General features: G+C 47.5%; 16 protein-coding genes. 10 read left to right on the forward strand and 6 right to left on the reverse strand.

Features of this window, described 5'->3' with window-relative positions; genetic code table 11:
* Positions 1–84 precede the first annotated feature (84 nt).
* The 4 genes from RIG68_RS16880 to RIG68_RS16895 all read left to right on the forward strand — a co-directional run bounded on the left by RIG68_RS16880 (position 85) and on the right by RIG68_RS16895 (position 4,502).
* Positions 85–918 carry a sugar phosphate isomerase/epimerase family protein gene (locus RIG68_RS16880; protein ID WP_350124733.1) on the forward strand — a complete coding sequence of 278 codons (834 nt, stop codon included), beginning with the start codon at positions 85–87 and terminating at the stop codon, positions 916–918.
* A 98-nt stretch (positions 919–1,016) separates the two neighbouring features.
* Positions 1,017–2,459, forward strand: a complete 1,443-nt coding sequence (locus tag RIG68_RS16885) for a hypothetical protein (RefSeq protein ID WP_350124736.1) — start codon at positions 1,017–1,019, stop codon at positions 2,457–2,459.
* An 844-nt stretch (positions 2,460–3,303) separates the two neighbouring features.
* Positions 3,304–3,783: a Kazal-type serine protease inhibitor family protein gene (locus RIG68_RS16890; RefSeq protein WP_350124739.1), complete on the forward strand. Its 480-nt coding sequence runs from the start codon at positions 3,304–3,306 to the stop codon at positions 3,781–3,783.
* A 251-nt stretch (positions 3,784–4,034) separates the two neighbouring features.
* Entirely contained in the window at positions 4,035–4,502 is a 468-nt protein-coding gene (locus tag RIG68_RS16895) for a hypothetical protein (protein ID WP_350124742.1), read from the forward strand.
* Positions 4,503–5,182: 680 nt separating this feature from the next.
* Here RIG68_RS16895 and RIG68_RS16900 read toward each other — a convergent pair.
* Both RIG68_RS16900 and RIG68_RS16905 read right to left on the reverse strand, forming a co-directional pair.
* Positions 5,183–6,301: a hypothetical protein gene (locus RIG68_RS16900; protein WP_350124745.1), complete on the reverse strand. Its 1,119-nt coding sequence runs from the start codon at positions 6,299–6,301 to the stop codon at positions 5,183–5,185.
* A 264-nt stretch (positions 6,302–6,565) separates the two neighbouring features.
* A complete protein-coding gene (locus tag RIG68_RS16905) occupies positions 6,566–7,399 on the reverse strand; it encodes a phytanoyl-CoA dioxygenase family protein (protein WP_350124748.1) in 834 nt (277 codons plus the stop codon).
* A 590-nt stretch (positions 7,400–7,989) separates the two neighbouring features.
* On the opposite strand from RIG68_RS16905, the gene RIG68_RS16910 reads away from it, so the two are divergent.
* Genes RIG68_RS16910 through RIG68_RS16920 form a run of 3 tightly spaced genes read left to right on the forward strand, consistent with a single transcriptional unit; the run spans position 7,990 to position 10,612 of the window.
* A complete protein-coding gene (locus RIG68_RS16910; RefSeq protein ID WP_350124751.1) occupies positions 7,990–9,213 on the forward strand; it encodes a TolB family protein in 1,224 nt (407 codons plus the stop codon).
* Entirely contained in the window at positions 9,210–9,506 is a 297-nt protein-coding gene (locus RIG68_RS16915; protein ID WP_350124754.1) for a TolB family protein, read from the forward strand. Before RIG68_RS16910 ends, RIG68_RS16915 begins: the two co-directional genes overlap by 4 nt.
* 20 nt (positions 9,507–9,526) lie before the next feature.
* Entirely contained in the window at positions 9,527–10,612 is a 1,086-nt protein-coding gene (locus RIG68_RS16920) for an amidohydrolase family protein (RefSeq protein ID WP_350124757.1), read from the forward strand.
* A gap of 85 nt (positions 10,613–10,697) precedes the next feature.
* On the opposite strand, the gene RIG68_RS16925 is transcribed toward RIG68_RS16920, so the two are convergent.
* Genes RIG68_RS16925 through RIG68_RS16935 form a run of 3 tightly spaced genes read right to left on the reverse strand, consistent with a single transcriptional unit; the run spans position 10,698 to position 13,604 of the window.
* Positions 10,698–12,143, reverse strand: coding sequence for an NAD(P)(+) transhydrogenase (Re/Si-specific) subunit beta (locus tag RIG68_RS16925; protein ID WP_350124760.1), 1,446 nt, complete (start codon positions 12,141–12,143; stop codon positions 10,698–10,700).
* A gap of 7 nt (positions 12,144–12,150) precedes the next feature.
* Positions 12,151–12,465: an NAD(P) transhydrogenase subunit alpha part 2 gene (locus RIG68_RS16930; protein WP_350124763.1), complete on the reverse strand. Its 315-nt coding sequence runs from the start codon at positions 12,463–12,465 to the stop codon at positions 12,151–12,153.
* Entirely contained in the window at positions 12,465–13,604 is a 1,140-nt protein-coding gene (locus RIG68_RS16935) for a Re/Si-specific NAD(P)(+) transhydrogenase subunit alpha (protein WP_350124766.1), read from the reverse strand. The genes RIG68_RS16930 and RIG68_RS16935 overlap by 1 nt, the downstream gene beginning before the upstream one ends.
* A 452-nt stretch (positions 13,605–14,056) precedes the next feature.
* Here RIG68_RS16935 and RIG68_RS16940 point away from each other — a divergent pair, with 452 nt between their 5' ends.
* The 3 genes from RIG68_RS16940 (at position 14,057) to RIG68_RS16950 (ending at position 17,744) form a co-directional block, all read left to right on the forward strand.
* Positions 14,057–16,561 (forward strand): cation-translocating P-type ATPase, encoded by a 2,505-nt coding sequence (locus tag RIG68_RS16940; protein ID WP_350124769.1) that lies wholly within the window; start codon positions 14,057–14,059, stop codon positions 16,559–16,561.
* A 112-nt stretch (positions 16,562–16,673) separates the two neighbouring features.
* Positions 16,674–17,066, forward strand: a complete 393-nt coding sequence (locus tag RIG68_RS16945) for a DUF302 domain-containing protein (protein ID WP_350124772.1) — start codon at positions 16,674–16,676, stop codon at positions 17,064–17,066.
* A 51-nt stretch (positions 17,067–17,117) separates the two neighbouring features.
* Positions 17,118–17,744, forward strand: coding sequence for an HD domain-containing protein (locus RIG68_RS16950; RefSeq protein WP_350124775.1), 627 nt, complete (start codon positions 17,118–17,120; stop codon positions 17,742–17,744).
* On the opposite strand, the gene tamL is transcribed toward RIG68_RS16950, so the two are convergent.
* Positions 17,741–20,017: a translocation and assembly module lipoprotein TamL gene (gene tamL, locus RIG68_RS16955; RefSeq protein ID WP_350124778.1), complete on the reverse strand. Its 2,277-nt coding sequence runs from the start codon at positions 20,015–20,017 to the stop codon at positions 17,741–17,743. The genes RIG68_RS16950 and tamL overlap by 4 nt on opposite strands.

Consider the following 20,017-nt stretch of genomic DNA (forward strand, 5'->3'; position numbering starts at 1 on the left):
AACAAATCAGATTCTGCAAGTAAAATCTATGGCCCTTTCACCTGATATCCCTTATATTTAAATTCTACTTAAACTTTTGATCAGATGACATTGAATAGAAAAGACTTCCTGCGTGCAGCAGGCTTGGCAGGAGCTGGAATGATGCTCGCTCCTGGCATGAGCAATGCAAAACCATCAAGGGCCAGCAAATACACTTTTCAACTTGGCCTTGCCAGCTACACTTTTCGTGAGTTTTCGCTGGATACCACCATAGAATACACCAAGAGGCTTGGCATTTCCAAGATTGCATTGAAAAGCATGCACTTGCCGCTAGACTCATCAGAAGCAGACATCAAGGCAGCTGCAAAGAAAATAGCCGATGCAGGTCTTGAGTTGTACGGTGCTGGCGTCATTTACATGAAGACGGAAGCCGAAGTAAACCAGGCGTTTGCTTATGCTAAGGCGGCAGGGATGAAAATGATCATTGGCGTGCCCAACTATGACCTGCTGCCGTTGGCGGAGAAAAAAGTGAAAGAAACTGACATCAAACTGGCCATTCACAACCATGGCCCGGGAGATGACCTTTACCGCAGCCCTAAGGACGTTTATGAAAAAGTGAAAGGGCTGGACAAGCGTATTGGCCTTTGCATGGACATTGGCCATGTGGTGCGCATTGGCGAAGACCCGTCTGTATGGGCAGAAAAGTTCAAAGACCGCATTTACGACATCCACCTTAAAGACGAGGACAAAGCCCAGGAAGATGGAAAACCACTTGAGATTGGTCGTGGGGTAACCGACATTCCAGCTTTCCTAAAAACCATGATTAAAGTAGGCTACACCGGTTATATGTCTCTTGAATATGAGAAAGACGGCAAAGATCCGCTAGCGGGTGCTGCTGAATCCTTCGGCTATGTGAGGGGAGTGCTTAAAGTGATCTGAGCCCCTGCACCTGACATTGATGATAAAAAAAAGAGGCTCGTAACACAGCCTCTTTTTACTTGCTAAGCGATGCAACACACTTTTACTCCCCACTTCCGATGAAAAACTTTCTATCTCTTCTCCTTCTATTCTGCCTTTGGCTGCCGGCTGCTGTAGCCCAAAACATCCTCCAGCTTCACCCGCAAAATCCGCACTACTTTCAATTTCAGGGCAAACCATTGATCATTATCGGCTCTGGCGAACACTATGGAGCCGTGATGAACCTCGACTTCGACTACAAAACCTACCTGAATACGCTGGGAAAAGACCAGCTCAACCACACCCGCCTGTTCACTGGTGCTTACCTGGAGAAGCAGGGCGATTTCGGCATCAAAAAGAACACCATGGCACCGGCGGAAGGCAGAGCCATTCTGCCGTGGAGGCGGAGCAACCAACCTGGCTATGCCCTCGGCGGCAACAAGTTTGACCTTGACCAGTGGGATCCGGCATTCTTTGCCCGGCTGAAAGACTTCATGACCCTGGCCAGCACCAACAAGGTGATCGTGGAAGTCTGCCTGTTCTCCGCTCATTATGGTGGAGGCTGGAACTACGCCGCCTTCAACCCCAACAACAACGTCAACGGCACGCCAGTGCTGGAGGCCAAAGACGTGAATACGCTGAACAACAAAGGCCTGCTGGCCCGCCAGGAGGCCTATGTGAGAAAGCTGGTGCAGGAACTGAACGGCTTTGGTAACTTCTATTTTGAAATACAAAACGAACCCTGGGCCGACAACACCGAAATCGTCTTCACCAGAAACGACTACGGCGAAAGTCCGTGGACAGACAAGATCCAGGTAGTGTCGCAGGCGTCTAACGAATGGCAGAAGAAGGTAGCCAGCTGGATCAAAGATGAAGAAAGCAAGCTGGCCAACAAACACCTGATTTCGCAGAACATCTCCAACTTTTACTATCCTATCACAGAGCCCGATCCACAAATCGACATTTTCAATTTCCATTATGCCTACCCACGAGCTGCCAGCGAAAACTACTACCTCAACAAAGTGCTGGGCTTTAACGAGACCGGCTTTGCCGGAGGCGAAGACGACACCTATCGCCGCCAGGTGTGGCAGTTTGTGATGGCAGGCGGTGCGTTGTTCAGCCACCTCGACTATTCCTTTTCTGTAGGCCAGGAAAACGGACAGGATACCACCTACGAATCGCCCGGCGGAGGCAGTCCTGCACTGAGGAAGCAGTTTGGCGTTCTGAAAACCTTCATGGAAATCCATGACTTTGTGAACCTGAAGCCCGACGCCTCGGTGGTGAAGGCAGCACCCGGCGCCACCACGCTGGCCATGAGCAATGGCAAAGACAGATGGGTGGTGTACTGGGAATCGTTGGCTGTAAAAAGCCACAATATTTCACTCAACTTGCCAGCAGCCAGTTACTCTACTGAGTGGATAGATACCACCACTGGCAACATCATTTCAACGGGTGCGGCGAAAGACGGGAAAGTGCCCGTGCCAGGAACGGCGGATAAGGTGCTGGTGGTGAGGAGGAAGTAGCGAAAACCACACCCTCATATTATGAGTATAATATACGTATATTATGGGTTTGCAAACGGATAATATAGCTTTATGGGCTTTATTTAGGTATTTTTAATTATTAACTTGAAAAATACTTATAATGGAAATAAACGACACTTTTGTCGTTTACACTAGTGTTAGGAGCAAATTTCGCTACGTAACTTGCTATGTGGATCAGGACAGCCTATCTATTCTTAGTTCTTTCTTACTCACCTCAGGACCATAAAACTCCAGAGCAGGCTGCCGTGGACTATTTTTTTACAAATGTACTAGAACAGGATTTTCCCGACCTTCAAACAGTAAGGTTTAACGCTGTTACCCGAACCGATGGCTACTATAGTGTTTTTTATGGATGCCAGGACTTCGACCGAGAATTTGTCAAGACAATGAGCGACGAGACTCCGGGCCCAAGTGTTTCAGTTAACGCAGACAAATGTCCTATAGCTTCTAAAAAACCTAGATCTAATTCTTCACAACCGCAAATATTTGTGCATTCCAGATTGGAACTGGACGGACAATTCTACATCTACATACAAGTCTATCAAAAGCTTCATTTTGTTGAACACTACCTTTTGACAGTCAATCCGAAGAATTTATCAGTAAAACATGTTTGTAAAGTCAGCGAGATTATTTGAAAATGCTCCTAACACAACGGTAAAAATGAATGCGGGCTTCACCAGTTATCATAGGTTAGTTGGCTTGGATTGTCCGCCACAAAGTATAATTTTATCATCGGCGTGGCTAAGATGTAGTGGAAGCGGAGCTGCATTAAACTCCCTCACTCATTTTAGGCAGGCGTTAGCTGTTATTGGTAGAAATAGATATGATCACCTATTTAATCATTCTTATCTCAACCCTGTTAAACCCATGCGAAAAACTCTCATTGTCAGATGAAATAACGACAAGAGAACTTATTGCAGTAGTAGAATTATCAGAAGAAGGTGATAATTATATCATCTTTAATATAATTCAAAGCTACAAGGGATTTGCAGGAAATCAACTTGCCATGAGAGGAGAATTCCAATTCGAACCTGAAATACATTATCTAATTTTCGCTGATTTAAAAAATAGCAGATATGAATTAAATCCATGCTCATGGACTCAGAATCTACATAACGTATCTCAACAAACATTCATGGAACTGAGTAACTTGGTTTGCTTTGATCCTGAAGAAGTCCGAACAGGCGCCTGTGATCGATCATGGAGCCCACCGGTTTGCGGATGCAATGGCAAAGAGTATAATAATATGTGCGAAATGCACAATGAAGGGATAATGAAATATACTCGAGGGAAGTGTCAATAAACACCAGCTAACAAACGATGATGGCGCATGGCTTTACCTAGCACTTTGCCAAGATCCTGCTGAACATCCCAATTATCTACCGCCAGGAAACTGAAGTGCTTTCTGCCATCTCCTCTCGTGGGAGTTTTTATCTGGAGTAGTGCAGTGCTATTCTGATGCTTTGAATGCAGCGGCAGATAAGCTACTTTAATCGGAATTTAAAAAGTTCGGGCCACAGCGCCATATCTGAGGTTAGCTGTAATTACGATAAGATGGAAATTAGACGACTTTATAATCGAACAAGCTCTAAATGGAACAATTATCTTTCCTTTAGACTTACTTATCTAACACTTTTTTTGACATTGATCTGGGCTTGTGAAACTTCTGAACCATCTGGGCCTTCAGTTGAAGTTTGTTCTTTAGAATACGGTGAATCCATAGTTTCTGTAAATACTCCAACAGATGAAAACGATGCAATTTCCATTTTGGAAATGAACCTTAAATCTGACAATGCTCTCGAACACCCTAACGGATATCGAATTGATTTTGACACAACGAGCTCATGGTATTGGTCCAAAGCGAACGCTGAACACGTCAACTTCGAAACAAAAGAATATGCCGGTAGCTGGTTGAAACAAGGCTGGTATATTGACATTTTTTCTGACCAGATGAGTTGTTGTCTAACCTATTACATTTCCGAACAAGGCGGAATGAGCGTTGTATACTTCCACGAATGTTAAAAAACAGCTAATAGACCGATAAAATGAATTGTGCCTACTTTCTCCGTAGAGAGGCCAGAAGTAAATCAAACTTTTGAGCCTTTGGCGAGGGCAGGCGCACTCATTTTGCCAGCCGGGTTTTTCCATTTGGTGGGCCAGCAAGCACTTATTGCCAAAACCTACACACCGAGTGTCGGTTGCTCCTCATGAAAATCTCTATCTGACATACGAAAATCCGTATGTTATATCCGAAAATTCCTATGTCATATCCGAAATTCTGTATGTGATAACCGAAAATCCATAACCCACATCCAAATTTCTCGATATAAGAACCAAAATTTGGTAACCAACATGCAAATTTCCCTAAGTGATAACCAAAAATCCGTATGTAGTAACCGAAAATTCCTATCTGACATACGAAATTCTGTATGTGATAACCGAATTTTCCTAACTGGAAACCGCAAATTGGGATGTTAGTCACTAAAATCTTGAAGTGATACAGAAAAACAGGTAGCCGGAACCGGGTGATTTTGAACCAGCTCCCAAAATCAGGGAACCACTTCCCAAAAATTGCAACAAAGTTACCATTGATCACGAACCAGAAAGCCAGATGAGTGAAACAGATAGCAATTGCTTTAAACCGGTTAGGAATGAACCGGCAACAGAACGGACAAGCACTGAGAAGGTTCAGAAAGCACCCCCTAAAAATCAAAATTTCTTGGCTCGCCCCTCAGCCGCCGGCCCTCCAGAATTAGGTATTTCTTCCCCTGCGAAGGGTCTCGCATCTCCGACAATGCGTCTTCACTGGTGAGTGCGATGCCTGCCCCCTTCTTCAATAGGTATTCGTCATAAATGGCAGGAAGCAGCTCCGCCGCTTTTTTCCGCCGATGCGTAGCTGCCGCCCGAAAAATGGCCTCCTGCCAGTCGGCGTGCGCTGCAATCGGCACCTGCTCAGGTGATGTAGCTTTCAGGTAATCAAAAGCCCATTCAATCTCTATGTCGGGTTTTTCAGAAATCCACTTTCTGTATCCGGCAATAAACTGAGCCGTTTTTCGGTCGTTGAAGCGTTCGGCAAATTCGACCAGATCTTCATCCAGAGTACCTAAATGCGGCTTTTCCTCCGAAGCCTCTGAAACATCTGAATCCAGCTGTTGATCCGAATCGAGATCGGCCTTGGGGGAAACATGATGGTGAGCAAAGCCCTCAAGGTAATAAACTTGCTCTTTTTCCAGCCGGATCGATGGCAGGCTAAATAACATGTGGTTACCCGTATGTAAGTTGTGAAAATCGTAATAAGGGATATCGGTTTCCTGATCTTTTTTGTAGCGTTGACTAATACCTGCGTAGTCCTGGTAATCATAAGAATAGATAACCTGCCAGAAGTCGGATCCTACCACAGGGGTTTTGAGATACAGAAGGTAAAGATCAAGGTCAGTTTCGGAAATATCGGGGATGCCTGTGTAGTCCAATATATACTGTGCCACATTTTCAAAATCTTCTGAAATCTTTATCCCAGGCAGGTTGGTCACCTCTTCGGCGTGCCACCGACACGATAGATCAAATAATTTTTTTTGCTGAATCTCCCTCAGCCCTTTCCAGGCAAGATCCTGCCAGGTGCCCATCAGCTCTCGTTGGTTGGCCGTGGTGTAGTCGCCAAACACCAGAAGGTTAGCCTTGTGCCTGGCATACTGTCTGACGAAATGCTGCACGGAGTCTTCCTGGTACTGCGCAAAAAATTTCAGGTAGCGCTCATCATTGAGCATTTCTTCGGCGATCTGCTTTTGCAGGTCTTCATACTGTTGGTATTTATCCTCTTCCATACCAATAAGACTTTGGGGTTACCGTCGTTCAACAACTACCTCTTTAACATCCCTAATCTTCAGATCAAATTTGAGATATGCAATTTTTTGAATCAACACTTTATGCATTTTGAATTTAGATGGAAAATTTTTACATACCAAAACTAGAGTGAGTACGACTATTTTCAAGCATTCGATGGGTAGCCTCCTCCAGCCAGCCCAATGCCGTTTAGTTTAAGAGGCTGCTCAACAACAGCCTCTTTTCACCAACAAGCATCTTCCCAGCTATTCTAACGCTAAACGAATGGCCTGTTCAACGGGAGCGTAACCAACATTTGACTCCGAAACAGACAACTCACCCTTTAACAGCAAGGGTGGTTGTGCCATAAATTTAGGGGTGTTTCCTTTGTGCAGTTGAGCTGAATGAACGAGAAAAGGGTGACACAGGTAAACTGTTCCGGCCTCACCAGTAGCATAAACCTCTTCTCTTCTGGGCAATCCGTCCAACCTGTTGGCAAGCTCCATAAATGAAAGACCTGAATCGCCCTCTTTTGACAAGAGCCGTGCTACGTCAATATGTGACCCTTTGTAAATGACTGTAGGCGCATCATTTTCGCTGACATCGGAATACAAAATCAACATCAATAAGGCCCGCCCTTTTGATCTGGCATTGACACGCCATTCAAGAAAATTGCCAGGGTCGTTGCCCGGAAAGCTTGCATCAACATGTTTGCCCGTGTCATTCGGTTGCTGACCAGCTGGAAACCTTACAGGAAATGTTCCTACACTTCGACAAGGAATCCATTTGCCTTCACCGATCAATTGATCAAAAATTGAATACAGCTTCGGCGTGTTGATTGAATCAATAAAGGGCTGCTGGGTATACATCCCCAAACGAATAACGGGCTTCGTCCAGGTAGAAGGATTTGATCTGTCGCAGGGAAGGTCATTCCACAGGATGTCTAAGGCAGCGTCTGCAGTTGCTTTAGCAAATGCGTTATCGATACGAACAAAACCGCTGAGAATAAACTGTTCTATTTCCTTTTCACTTAATAAATCTGACATGATTTTTCTATTAAGAACCACCCCGAAGAGAGCAGCAAGTAGCTGCCAATCCATGGGCTTGGTTTGAGATTGTTAATAAAACTAATGATAGTTAAATATGTACGCTATGTACAGGATATAGCGCATGGCTTAAGAACTAAGCTTGAAAAAGGTACTATAGCATTACAGTCATTCTCATACGATAAAAGTAAAAATTATCTGTAAAATGACAAAGCAACAAAAGGCATCTGGCTACGGCGCTGGATAGGAATGAAACGGCGACGGAAAAACGGGGTCTCCTTCCCGGCGCATATTCTTAAAGTCAAAGCTTAGAAACTGATCCTTTTCAGTTCGGTCCTTGGCTGCATAAGAGGTTTTCCAGTTTCCACTCACATCTTAGCGTATGCTGTTTGATAGTTTCATTAACATTAATCTTTGCCATCCAGCAATGGAATGCCTTGCCCTTCATCCGACAAACTATTTTCGCTATATTTAACTGTTCAGTGGCCTCGCAAGGCGCTGTTTAAGTTTATGGTGAAACTACCAGTGAGGCATTCACAATGCCATCCACGGGAAGTTGTTTTTTTATACTCACTTGTAAATTCCGTCGGCAGTTCAGCCGGTGGATCATCTATCTTTTTACCTCAGTGACTAACAACACCTTTATGAAAATCAAAACACCACTATTTAACCTTTGCAGCACTTTCATCTTTGTACTACTTCTTCACTCCACCATGGCGCAGCCCGGCACACTGGGAGTGTTCACCAACAACGCAGACGTGGGCGCTACGAAAACAGTCGGAAAAACGACTTACGATTCAAACAAGCAGTCATATACCATTTCGGGCTCAGGGGAAAACATATGGAGCCAGAAAGATGAGTTTCAGTATGCCTACCGCAAAATGACAGGAGACTTTATCCTCCGGGCAAACGTAGCATTTGTTGGTGAGGGTGTTGACCCACACCGTAAGATTGGCTGGATGGTAAGGCATAGCCTCGAAGTGAACTCCCCTTGCGTGTCGGCAGCTGTGCATGGCGATGGGCTTGTATCGTTGCAGTTCCGTGAAAACCCACAGTCGGACATGGATCAGAAGGCGTTTGCCATGACCCACGCTAATGTCATTCAATTGGAGCGAAGAGGCGACACCTTCATCATGTCGGCAGCTAAAATGGGAGAGCGATTTTTTGAGGAGCAGGTATCGGGCATCGAGCTGGGCAACGAGGTGTATATTGGTCTGTCGGTGTGCGCCCACAATCCTGACGTGGTTGAAACGGCCACATTCAAAAATGTGCGGGTGATTGTTCCGCCAAAGCCAGACTATGTGCCCTACAGAGATTACATCGGTAGTCATATTGAGTTGATGGACGTGGCCACGGGTGATCGGACAATCGTTTTCAGCGCAGATAATTCCTGGCAGGCACCCAACTGGATGGTAGACGACAACGTCTTTACTGTTAACTCCGGTGGATTGCTCTATGATTTTGATTTGAGAACCGGAAAGCCAACAAAACTGGAAACAGGTGCTGCCATCAGAAACAACAACGACCATGTGCTGTCTTTTGATGGAAAGCAAATGGGGATCAGCAGCACCCCACCGGAAGACGGGCACTCGATTATTTTCACGATGCCCAGAAAGGGCGGCAACCCGAAACGGCTCACCCCAAATGGCCCCTCCTACCTTCATGGCTGGTCGCCAAATGCCAAAGAGCTGGTATACACCGCCGTGCGTGACAATGCATGGAATATCTTCAAAATACCTGCGTCAGGGGGGCAGGAAGTACAGCTTACTAAAACTCCCGGACTTGACGACGGGCCGGAATATACCCGGATGGGAAATATATCTACTTCAACTCCAATCGGACTGGCATTGGCCAGATTTGGCGCATGAAGCCCGACGGAAGCAATCCGGAGCAGGTAACGTTCGATGAGCTGAACGACTGGTTTCCACACATTTCTCCCGACGGCAAATGGATCGTTTTCATTTCTTTCCCAAGAACGGTGGACTCAGGGCAGCACCCATTTTACAAGCATTGCTATATCCGGCTAATGCCGATTACCGGGGGTGAGCCAAAAATTATTGGCTATATTTATGGAGGTCAGGGCTCTATGAATGTGCCGAACTGGTCACCCGATGGGAAGCGCATCGCCTTCGTGAGCAACAGCGCTTTCTTGAACTACTAGCCTAAAAATAGCAACCACCTATGAACAACATAACCTATTTTGCTTTCTTGCTAATCGTTGTTGGGTCTTGTAGCCCCGCTAAGGAAAAAACGGGCTCCAGCCAGCCAGAGGCCATTGACCAGCAGTCGATTCGCAAAATTGACGTGCATGCGCATTATCGCTATCCCCGACCCTACCTTTCCTCCTTTTTTCAGGACTGGAACATGCAGGCCGTGCTGGTGGATGTGGCTCATGAGGATTCTGCTGGCATCCGGCGCAGCTGGGAAGAGTATGTAGACATGAACATCGAAAACCCAGAGATATTCTATCTATGCAGTTCCCTGGTGGGTGTGGGCATCGATGACCCGGACTTTGCCACCAAAAACATTGAACGGCTGAAAGAGGAGATTGCCACCGGAGCCAAAATGGTGAAGGTGTGGAAGAACTTCGGCATGGTGACAAAAGATGCTTCAGGCAATTTCATCCAGATTGACGATGCCCGGCTACAGCCTATTTGGGATTTTCTAAAGGAAACCGGCATCCCCGTGATGGCCCATATCGGGGAGCCGGTGCAGGCATGGCGACCATTGGACGACCCAATGAACCCGCACTACGAGTACTACAAAAACAATCCGCAATACCATGCGTTCGCCCATCCTGAGATCCCAGGCTATGAAACCATCATCGCTGCCCGTGACCGGTGGATTGCAGCAAATCTGGATTTGCCCATTTTGTGCGCCCACATGGGCAGCATGTCGCACAACGTGGATATGGTGGCTGAGCGCCTGGACAAATATCCAAACATGATGGTTGAGCCTGCTGCCCGGTTTGGCGACCTGGCCAGCCAGAACAGCGACAAGGTGAGGGAATTCTATGTGAAGTACCAGGACAGGATCATGTTCGGCACCGACTTTGGGAACTACGGTCCGGCAAAGGGCTGGACAGCCGAACAGCTAAACGCTGAGCAGGATGACCTCGATGCCACTTACAACGACCTGTGGCGGTACCTAAGCACCACCGACTCGCTGGTCATCAGGAAGCAACACACAAGGGGCCTGGGCCTATCCAGGGAGGTATTGGAAAAGGTTTACTTCCAAAATGCGAGCAATTTCATAGGGCTTCAATAAATAACACTGCATCAGGTTCTTTTTGAAACCAGGGCCACCTGTGATGGCCTTGGTTAACCTGAAAAGCCGTCGAGGATTTTTCTTCCTAATGCAAGCTCTTCACCTCGCCGGCAAGCTTCTGCAAAGTGTCTTTGGCATTGCCGAACAGCAATCTGGTTTTAGGGTCAAAAAAGAGTTCGTTTTCGATGCCGGCATAGCCCTTGCCCCTGCCCCGCTTCATCACAATGATGTTCTTAGCGAGGTGTGCATTGATGATTGGCATGCCCGCAATGGGGCTGCCGGGATTATTGATGGCGGCCGGATTCACGACGTCGTTGGCACCTATGACCACCACCACATCGGTGTTGGCTATGTCGGTGTTGATGTCATCCATCTCCACCAGTTGGCTGTAAGGCACATCGGCTTCTGCAAGCAGCACATTCATATGCCCGGGCATGCGGCCGGCCACCGGATGAATGGCGTACTTCACTTGCACACCCTTGTCGGCCAGCAGCATGTCGAGTTCATGACAAACATGCTGTGCCTGCGCCACAGCCAGACCGTAGCCAGGCACTATCACCACACTTTTAGAGTAAGAAAGCAAAATGGCCGCATCGCTCATGCTGATTTCCTTCATGTCGCCTTCGGGCCCGGCACCGGCACTTGCCCCCGCCCCGCCAAAGGCTCCCAGAATTACATTGAGCAGTGACCTGTTCATAGCATTGCACATAAGCACCGTAAGGATAGTGCCTGCAGCACCCACCAAAATACCTCCCAGGATCATCGCCTGGTTGCCGTAAATAAACCCAGCCATGGTGGCAGCGATGCCCGTGAGACTGTTGAGCAGGGAAATCACAACCGGCATGTCGGCACCACCAATGGGCATCACGAAGGTGATCCCGTACACCAGTGAAATACCGAGCAGCAGATACAACGCCCAGCTCAGCTCTCCCGCTGTTTGGCCCGAAGCCATCATGTAAGCCGACAGCCCCACCACCACGAGCAGTAGAACCAAATTCAAGTATTTCATCCAGCCAGAGACAGTGTCTCCAACTTTTCCGTCGAGTTTACCGTATGCCAACATACTACCACTGAAGGCGACACTTCCTACTATCAGTCCCAGCAGTGTGGCCAGCGCCGAACCCACATTGCTCATGTCGGTATTCGGAAATTCCAGCATCGCCACCAGGGCCGACGCCGCACCGCCTGTGGCATTGTAAAACGAAACCATCTGAGGCATTGCCGTCATCTGAACACGCAGTGCCGCTACCCAACCTAAGACGGTGCCAACTCCCAGCGCCGCCAGAATGATCCATACGTTGGCCAGTGGAATAGCTTCTCCCTGGCTGTCTTTGTGCAGCAGCAGTGTGGTGACCATGGCCAAAAACATTCCAGCAGCCGCATAGAAATTTCCTTTTCTGGCCGTTTCCGGGTGGCTCAGCAGCCGTAACCCTACCACAAAGAGAAGAGCGGCCAGCAAATAGCTTAACTCGAGCAAAGCCCCGCCCAGGGTGAAATCGACACCATTTAAACTTCCAATTACCTGATCCATAGAAGGTTTATTTCTTTTTCTTTTTGAACATCTCCAGCATGCGGTCTGTCACCACAAAACCACCAACCACATTAAGCGTGGCAAAAATGATGGCAAGAATTCCCAAAATCAGCTCCAGCGATACTTTTGACGTATCGGCATGGCCAACGAGGATAATCCCGCCAATAATGATCACACCGCTTATAGCATTGGCGCCCGACATGAGTGGAGTATGCAACACGGATGGCACGTTGGAAATCACTTCAATTCCCAAAAAAACCGACAAGGCGATAATGAAAATGGCCTCTCTGTAGGTGAAAAAGAAAACAAATACCTGCTCCATTACATATCAATTAGCTCTCCAAAAAGTGATTTTACCCGGCTATTCAAAACTTCACCTTTGTGGGTGATACACGTGCCGGCCACGATGTCATCTTCGAAATTGAGATGGAGCGACCCATCGTCGGCAATCAGCAATTCGAGGAAATTAAAAACGTTTTTTCCGTACATCTTGCTGGCATCTACCGGCATCAGCGAAGGGTAATTTGATTGCCCGATGATTTTCACACCATGATGCACAACGGTGTCATTGTCCCGTGTCAGCTCACAATTGCCACCACTTGAAGCCGCCAAATCAACGATCACCGATCCTGGTCTCATTCGCTCTACTGCCTCCTTTGGAAGAAGCACCGGTGCTCGTCTTCCGGGAATCTGGGCCGTGCATATTACCACGTCAGCTTTTGCAGCATGGTCGTTGATGGCCTGTTGCTGCTTTTGTTTGAATTCTTCCGTTTGCTCCACCGCATATCCACCTGCCGCAGCGTCTTCTTTAGCACCTTCCACTTCGACAAACCTGGCTCCCAGGCTCATCACCTCCTCTTTCACGGCCGAACGCACGTCGAAAGCCTGCACCTGAGCACCCAGCTTTCGGGCAATGGCAATCGACTGCAAACCCGCCACTCCGGCTCCAAGCACCAATACGGTGGCCGGACGGATGGTCCCTGCTGCGGTCATGAACATAGGGAAAAAGTTGGGGAGCTGGCTGGCTCCTTCCAATACGGCTTTGTAGCCTGAAACAGTAGCCATCGAAGAAAGCACATCCATCGCCTGCGCCCTCGACGTGCGGGGTATGGAATCCATACTGAAGCTGGTAATGCCCTTTTGAAGAAACAGCTTCACCAGATCTTTATTCCAGAGGGGATTGTATTGGCTTAGCCATACTGTATCGCTCCGCAATTGCTCAATCAACTCGGGAGCGGGCTCTCCGATTTGCAGCAGTAAATCAGATTTAGCCAAGACCGCTTCTCTCGAAACTATCTCCGCCCCTGCGTCCTCGTATAATTGGTTGGATTGAAATGCCGCTAACCCTGCATCTTTTTCTACATAAACCTGAACTTTCTGCTGAACCAACCTGGCAGCGATTTCCGGTAAAAAAGCGATTCTCTGTTCATTTCCGCTTTCTTTTAGAAGGCCTACAATCATTATTCTGTGTTATTAGCTATAGGGTGTATCTACTACTTTCAAGGCAAATAAACATATGGCTAGAAATGTCCTGCAGTCTTTATACTATCCAACTTTTAAGCCATTTCTGCGCCAATTACCAGGAAACACTTGCCTGCAACTTATGCATTAAAAATCATGAAGCTTTTAATCTTCATTTGCGCATCACTTTCATGCGCACCACTTCCCACATTCCCAGAAACTGCGATAATAGCTTCAATATGAGTCTTTTGCAAAAAAACTTACCCACTTATGGCAGTGCGTGTCTCTTATACAGACGCAGTTTAGCCGCCTGCCATGTACAGCGGTCAGCCATTTTCAGGATTACTTATTCATTTCTAGCTCGTGAACCAATTCTTTGTGCTACTTTCCTAAACGAACTGTAAACATCGCCAGGCTGATGATGCAAGAAACTACTACACAACGACCCCATTATGGCCAGCAATAATTTTAAGATTCAGGGTCTTTCAGCTGAGGATGTCCTCGAAGCCAGGGCAAAGTATGGTGCCAACACACTGAACTACAAAAAAGAGAGCGGCCTTATCGATGCCCTCAAAAGTATCGCCGCAGAACCCATGGTCGTGCTACTGTTGGTGGTCTCCTCCATCTATTTTTTTACCGGCAATATAGGTGATGGCCTTTTTCTGGCGGCAGCCATTGTGCTGGTGGCAGGTATTTCTCTGTATCAGGACTCCCGCAGCCGCAATGCCCTCGAGAAGCTCAAGAACTTCACCCAGCCCATGTGCAAAGTGATAAGAGGCGGGCAGACAGTAGAAATACAAAGCAAAGACCTGGTGGTGGGCGACAGCCTGATGGTGGAGGAGGGCAATACCATTGCCGCAGATGGCATCATCGTACATTCCAATGATTTTTCAGTCAACGAATCGATTCTCACTGGAGAGTCGATGGCGGTATATAAAGATGCAACTAAGGAAGATAACAAGGTTTCGCTGGGCACCACAGTAGCCAGCGGGTTGGCCATAGTCACTGTTACCGCCATTGGCAATGCGACCCAGCTTGGGAAAATTGGTAAGAGCCTGGAGGACATTGCCGAAGAGAAAACCCCACTGGAAAAGCAGATAGCCAACTTCGTCAAAAAGATGGTGTTAATCGGTGGCATTGTCTTTCTGGTTGTATGGGCCATCAATTATTTCCGGTCTTACGATGTGCTGGACAGTCTGCTGAAGGCCCTCACCCTTGCCATGAGCATTTTACCAGAAGAAATTCCTGTGGCGTTCACCACTTTCATGGCGCTTGGGGCCTGGCGACTGATGAAGCTTGGTATTGTGGTGAAGCAGATGAAGACGGTGGAGACGCTGGGCAGTGCCACGGTGATTTGCACCGACAAAACTGGTACCCTTACTGAAAACAAAATGAGCCTGGCAAGGTTGTTTGTGCTGTCTTCGCAGGACATAGTGGATGCCAGTAGGCCGCTTTCAGCAGATGCTCAGTCCCTTGTTCGGTTGGCTATGTGGGCCAGCGAACCCATCCCTTTCGACCCTATGGAAGTGGCGCTGCACGAAGGTTACGGACAATTTACGGTAGCTGATGAACGGACTGCCTTCAAAATGATTCATGAGTATCCGCTGGGTGGGAAACCGCCGATGATGACGCATATTTTTGAAGACCAAGAGGGTAAAAGAATCATTGCTGCCAAGGGAGCGCCCGAAGCGATGATAGCTGTATCTGGCCTGTCGGTAGGTGAAAAGGAGCAAGTGCATGAAGCTATTAACACCCTGGCTAAAGATGGCTACCGGGTGCTGGGAGTGGGCGAAGCACATTTTGACGGCAACAACTTCCCGTCTACTCAGCAGGAGTTTGCCTTTGCTTTCAAAGGTCTGGTGGCCTTTTACGATCCCCCAAAAAAGAATATTCCATTGGTGCTGGAACAGTTTTACGCCGCAGGCATCCAGGTAAAAATAGTAACTGGAGACAATGCCCTCACCACCGGTGCCATTGCCCGACAGGTGGGCTTCCACGGGTTCGATAAAAGCATCAGCGGTGATGAGTTGATGCAGCTAACGGAAGAGGAGCTGAAGGAAAAAGTAGAAGAGATGCAAGTATTCACCCGCATGTTTCCCGAAGCCAAGCTGAGAATTATTAATGCCCTGAAAGCCAGGAACGAGATTGTGGCCATGACAGGCGACGGCGTCAACGACGGGCCTGCCTTGAAAGCCGCCCACATTGGCATTGCCATGGGCAAGAAAGGTACAGAAATCGCCAAGCAGGCAGCGTCGCTTATCTTGCTGGAAGACGACCTTTCCAAAATGGTGGAAGCAGTGGCCATGGGACGGAAAATCTATACGAACCTGAAAAAAGCCATCCAGTATATTATTTCCATACATATACCGATCATCCTTACTGTGTTTCTTCCACTGGCTCTGGGCTGGATATATCCCAATATCTTTTCGCCCCTGCACATCATTTTGCTTGAGTTGATCATGGGGCCTACCTGCTCAATCATCTATGAAAATGAGCCTTTGGAGAAAAATACAATGATCCAAAAACCACGCCCGTTCAGCAGCACTTTCTTCAATTCGAGGGAGCTTACCACCAGTGTGGTGCAAGGATTAGCAATCACAGCGGGCACGTTGCTCACCTACCAGCTGGCAGTGAATGCAAGCGCCAGTGAAGAGGTGACCCGCACCATGGTTTTTGTGGCCCTCATCTCTTCTAATATCTTCCTCACACTGGTTAACAGGTCGTTTTTCTACTCAGTCCTCACTACCTTAAAGTATAAAAACAACCTGGTTCCACTCATTATCGGCATCACTATCATCATTTTAGGGTTGCTTCTCTTCGCACCCCCGCTTACACGGTTCTTTGGTTTTGAGTCCCTTGGTTTGGGACAGTTAGGCACAAGTGGTGGGATTGGCTTCCTGTTTGTAGTTTGGTACGAGATGGTAAAGTGGCGAAAAAGGAGAATGGCTTCAAATTGATAGAGCTTATCCGCATTGCCTGGTGAGTAAAGGCTGATTTTTCTGAATGATATCTCCCGGCTTTTTGTTGAAAGAATAGGAACAATTAGCAACACTATTTAATCGCAAAGCCATGAGCTACAGCATAAATAAAATACTAAAGGGTAAAAGCTTCGATGAAGCAACAGAACAAGTGATCGCTGAGTTGAAAAAAGAAGGATTTGGGGTACTGACTGAGATTGACATCAAAGAAACGCTGAAAAAGAAGCTGGATGTAGATTTCAGAAAGTACAAAATTTTTGGTGCCTGCAATCCGCAGTTCGCTTACAAAGCCCTGCAAAGTGAGGATAAAATCGGCGTATTCCTCCCTTGTAATGTGGTGGTGCAAGAGCAGGCCAACGGAGAAATTGAGGTATCGGCAGTTGACCCAATCGCTTCCATGGGCTCAGTAAAAAACACAGACCTGGAAGGCATAGCAAAGGAGGTTCAGCAAAAGCTTGCCAGCGCAATCAATAACCTTAATTGATCTCGGGGGAAACAGGCTGCTATTCATGATGAACCGAAACGGTGCAGTTGCATGAAAAACATCAGGCAGATATGGCACGATCTGGCTATAGCCTATTCGCAAGATCAGGTATTGATTGATAAGCTATGGCAGGAGATTGAAAATGCGTATTTGTCATCTGGTCGGCACTACCACAATTTGAACCATATTGAATATATGGTCGGCCAGGCCACAGCGCATAAGTCGCAAATTGCTGATTTTGATGCACTTTTATTCAGCATTTTCTATCACGACTTTGCGTACAACGCTCTCAGGAATGACAACGAGGAGAAAAGTGCTGTGGCCGCCAACGACGCACTACGGATGCTGGGAGTTCCCGAAGAAAAAATAGAACGATGCGTAAAGCAAATATTGGCGACAAAGGAGCATACTGCCACACAAGACAGCGATACCCAGTACCTACTCGACATTGACCTGGCAATTCTGGGAGAAAGCTCTGAAATCTATCAGACATACACCAGGGCAGTGAGAAAGGAGTATGCTGTTTACCCCAACTTTGTGTATAGAAAAGGGAGGAGAAAGGTGGTTCAGCATTTCCTGGACAGGAAAATAATTTTCAAAACTGACGCATTTCATTCGAAGTATGAACTTCAGGCAAAAGCTAATCTTACTCACGAACTAATGGAGCTCAGTAACTAGAAAGGATACCCAATAGCAAAATTGAGCGCCGGGTTTTTGTAGTCAAACCCGAAGCGTTCGCCCTTTGGCAAGTAGGGCTTCTGAATGGGAGTTGCAAGGTCGAGCCTTATCACAAAATTCTGAATGTCCACCCGCAAGCCTGTTCCCACGCCAACCCCCAGCTCCCTAATAAACCCGGAAGTGAACTTGCCACCGGGCAACGCAGCGTTTTCGTTGGTCAGCCAAACGTTCCCCGCATCGGCAAACAAGGCACCTTTAAGAAACGAATAGATCGGAAACCGATATTCGAGGTTGGCCTCCAGCCTGATGTCGCCAGCCTGATCGAAAAATGAGCCTACGTTTTCGCTATCGGGATAGTAGGTGCCAGGCCCCAACGACCGCACCCTGAAAGCCCGAACACTGTACGGCCCCCCGGAAAAGTACTGTTTGGAGAAGGGCAAGGTTACCGAATTGCCAAAGGGAAAACCAAAGCCAGCAAAAAGCCTGGTCACAAGCTTCTGTGTCTTACTGATGTAAGCATAATGCTGAATGTTGATGTCGCTCTTGTAGTACTGGGCATACTCCAAACCGAGGAAGGTGTTTTTCTCTGTCTGTGAAGCCACCTTGTTAAGTAAACCCAGTCCGTTGCCTGCTACATCCACATTAAGCGTCACAAAAAACGGATTCCTGATGCCCGAGCTTAATAGTTCGTTGTAGGTAAAGGTGTAGGTGAGGCCTCCTATAAACTTCTGGTCAAAGCTGCTTTGCAAAAACTCATTTTCCGCCAGTATGGTCTCAAACTCCGGCGACGTATTGACAAGGTTCACAACATTGACACTCAAGGGAGTCAGCTCATGATAAACATACCTGCTGGCATTCCAGTTGTAGCCAAAGGAGCCTGTGACTGACTGCAGGGTATATAGCTTACTCCTATTCAGGTACTCAACCCCCGTACTAAACCGTGTTTTAGGCACTGCGTATTTAAATTTTCGACCCACTTCACCCGGGAAAAGGAGCCTCGGGAAAACAAGATCACCTTTTAAGCCCAGCTGCACACTACTTAGGCCGGTATTGTCGCCTTTGATCAACTGCTGCTCATAGCCAGCCTGGCCTGTGAGGTTCAGCGTTTCTCCTCCCCGGAAAAGATTGCGATTGCTGTAGGTAAGCGACAATGACGGCCCCACAAAGTTGTTTGACTTCGTTACCCCCTGAAGCTCTGCTCGCAGTGCTCGTTTTTTAAGTGGTGACAGGTAAATATTGGTCGCCAAATAACCCAAAGTATCACCGCCGTTTTCCTGGCCTACCTCATCGTAACGAATATTCACAAACTTGTAGGTGCCAATCGACGAAAGCCGGTTGCTTGTTCGGCGTGAGTCAGTGGGATTGTACCTCTTGCCCTTTTCAAGCAAAACATAAGGCGCCAGGCGCCGGGGCTGAAAAAAGCCCGAGTCCTGAATAAATTTGATTTCCGACAGTGTTACTGTGTCATTCTTCACGCCCTCGTTCAGTGAATAGTGTGGAAACACATTGATGGACGCAACTTCATAAGGAATCACCGACTTATGAGGCACATCTTTCTTGAGCCTTAGAAACAGGTCGACAGATTTGTCTGCGAGCCCGTTAGTGTCGGCCTCAAAAATGAGGAAGTCAGCATTGAAATTGTAGTAGCCCTTGTTCTTCAGGAAAAGGTCGATCCGATCCCGCTCCGCTTTGAAACGCTCCAAATCGAACCGGGCACCCGGTTTAACGAAGCCGCTGCGATCCATGTACTCACCAATTTCCTTGTAAATGGGAAGGCTACCACTATCCAGCTGGTAGGTTCTGATGGTGTACGGTGCCTTTACCTGTACTGCATACTGAACTGTGCCGGTACGCTTTCCTTTTTTCTCCAACGAATTAATGTCACTTCTGAAAAACCCCCGGTTTTCCAGTCGGTTGTTCATCAGCTCCTCTACCCGCAAGGGATTCACATCAGAAAGATAAACAGGCTTTTCGCCTATTTTCTTGTTCAGGAATCGGTAATAAAGGCCGGGGCGCTTCCTTTGTGCCTTGTAGTAAGCCAGCAACCCCAGACGAATCCCCAATATTTTGGAGTTGGGTTCAGGCATCATCACAGTTTCCAGCTCGTCTTCTATCTCACTGAGATGCCGCACTTTGGTCTCCGCTTTCAAGTCGATCTTTGACCCTGTATAGAGCAATTCGCCCTCCGGGATAAATTTTTTTACCCGACAGGAAACCATGCCTGCAACAAAGCACGCCGCAACAAAGACCGGTATTTTGATGAATGCCTTCAA

This window comes from Imperialibacter sp. (genome assembly GCF_040222385.1).
GTDB lineage: Bacteria > Bacteroidota > Bacteroidia > Cytophagales > Cyclobacteriaceae > Imperialibacter.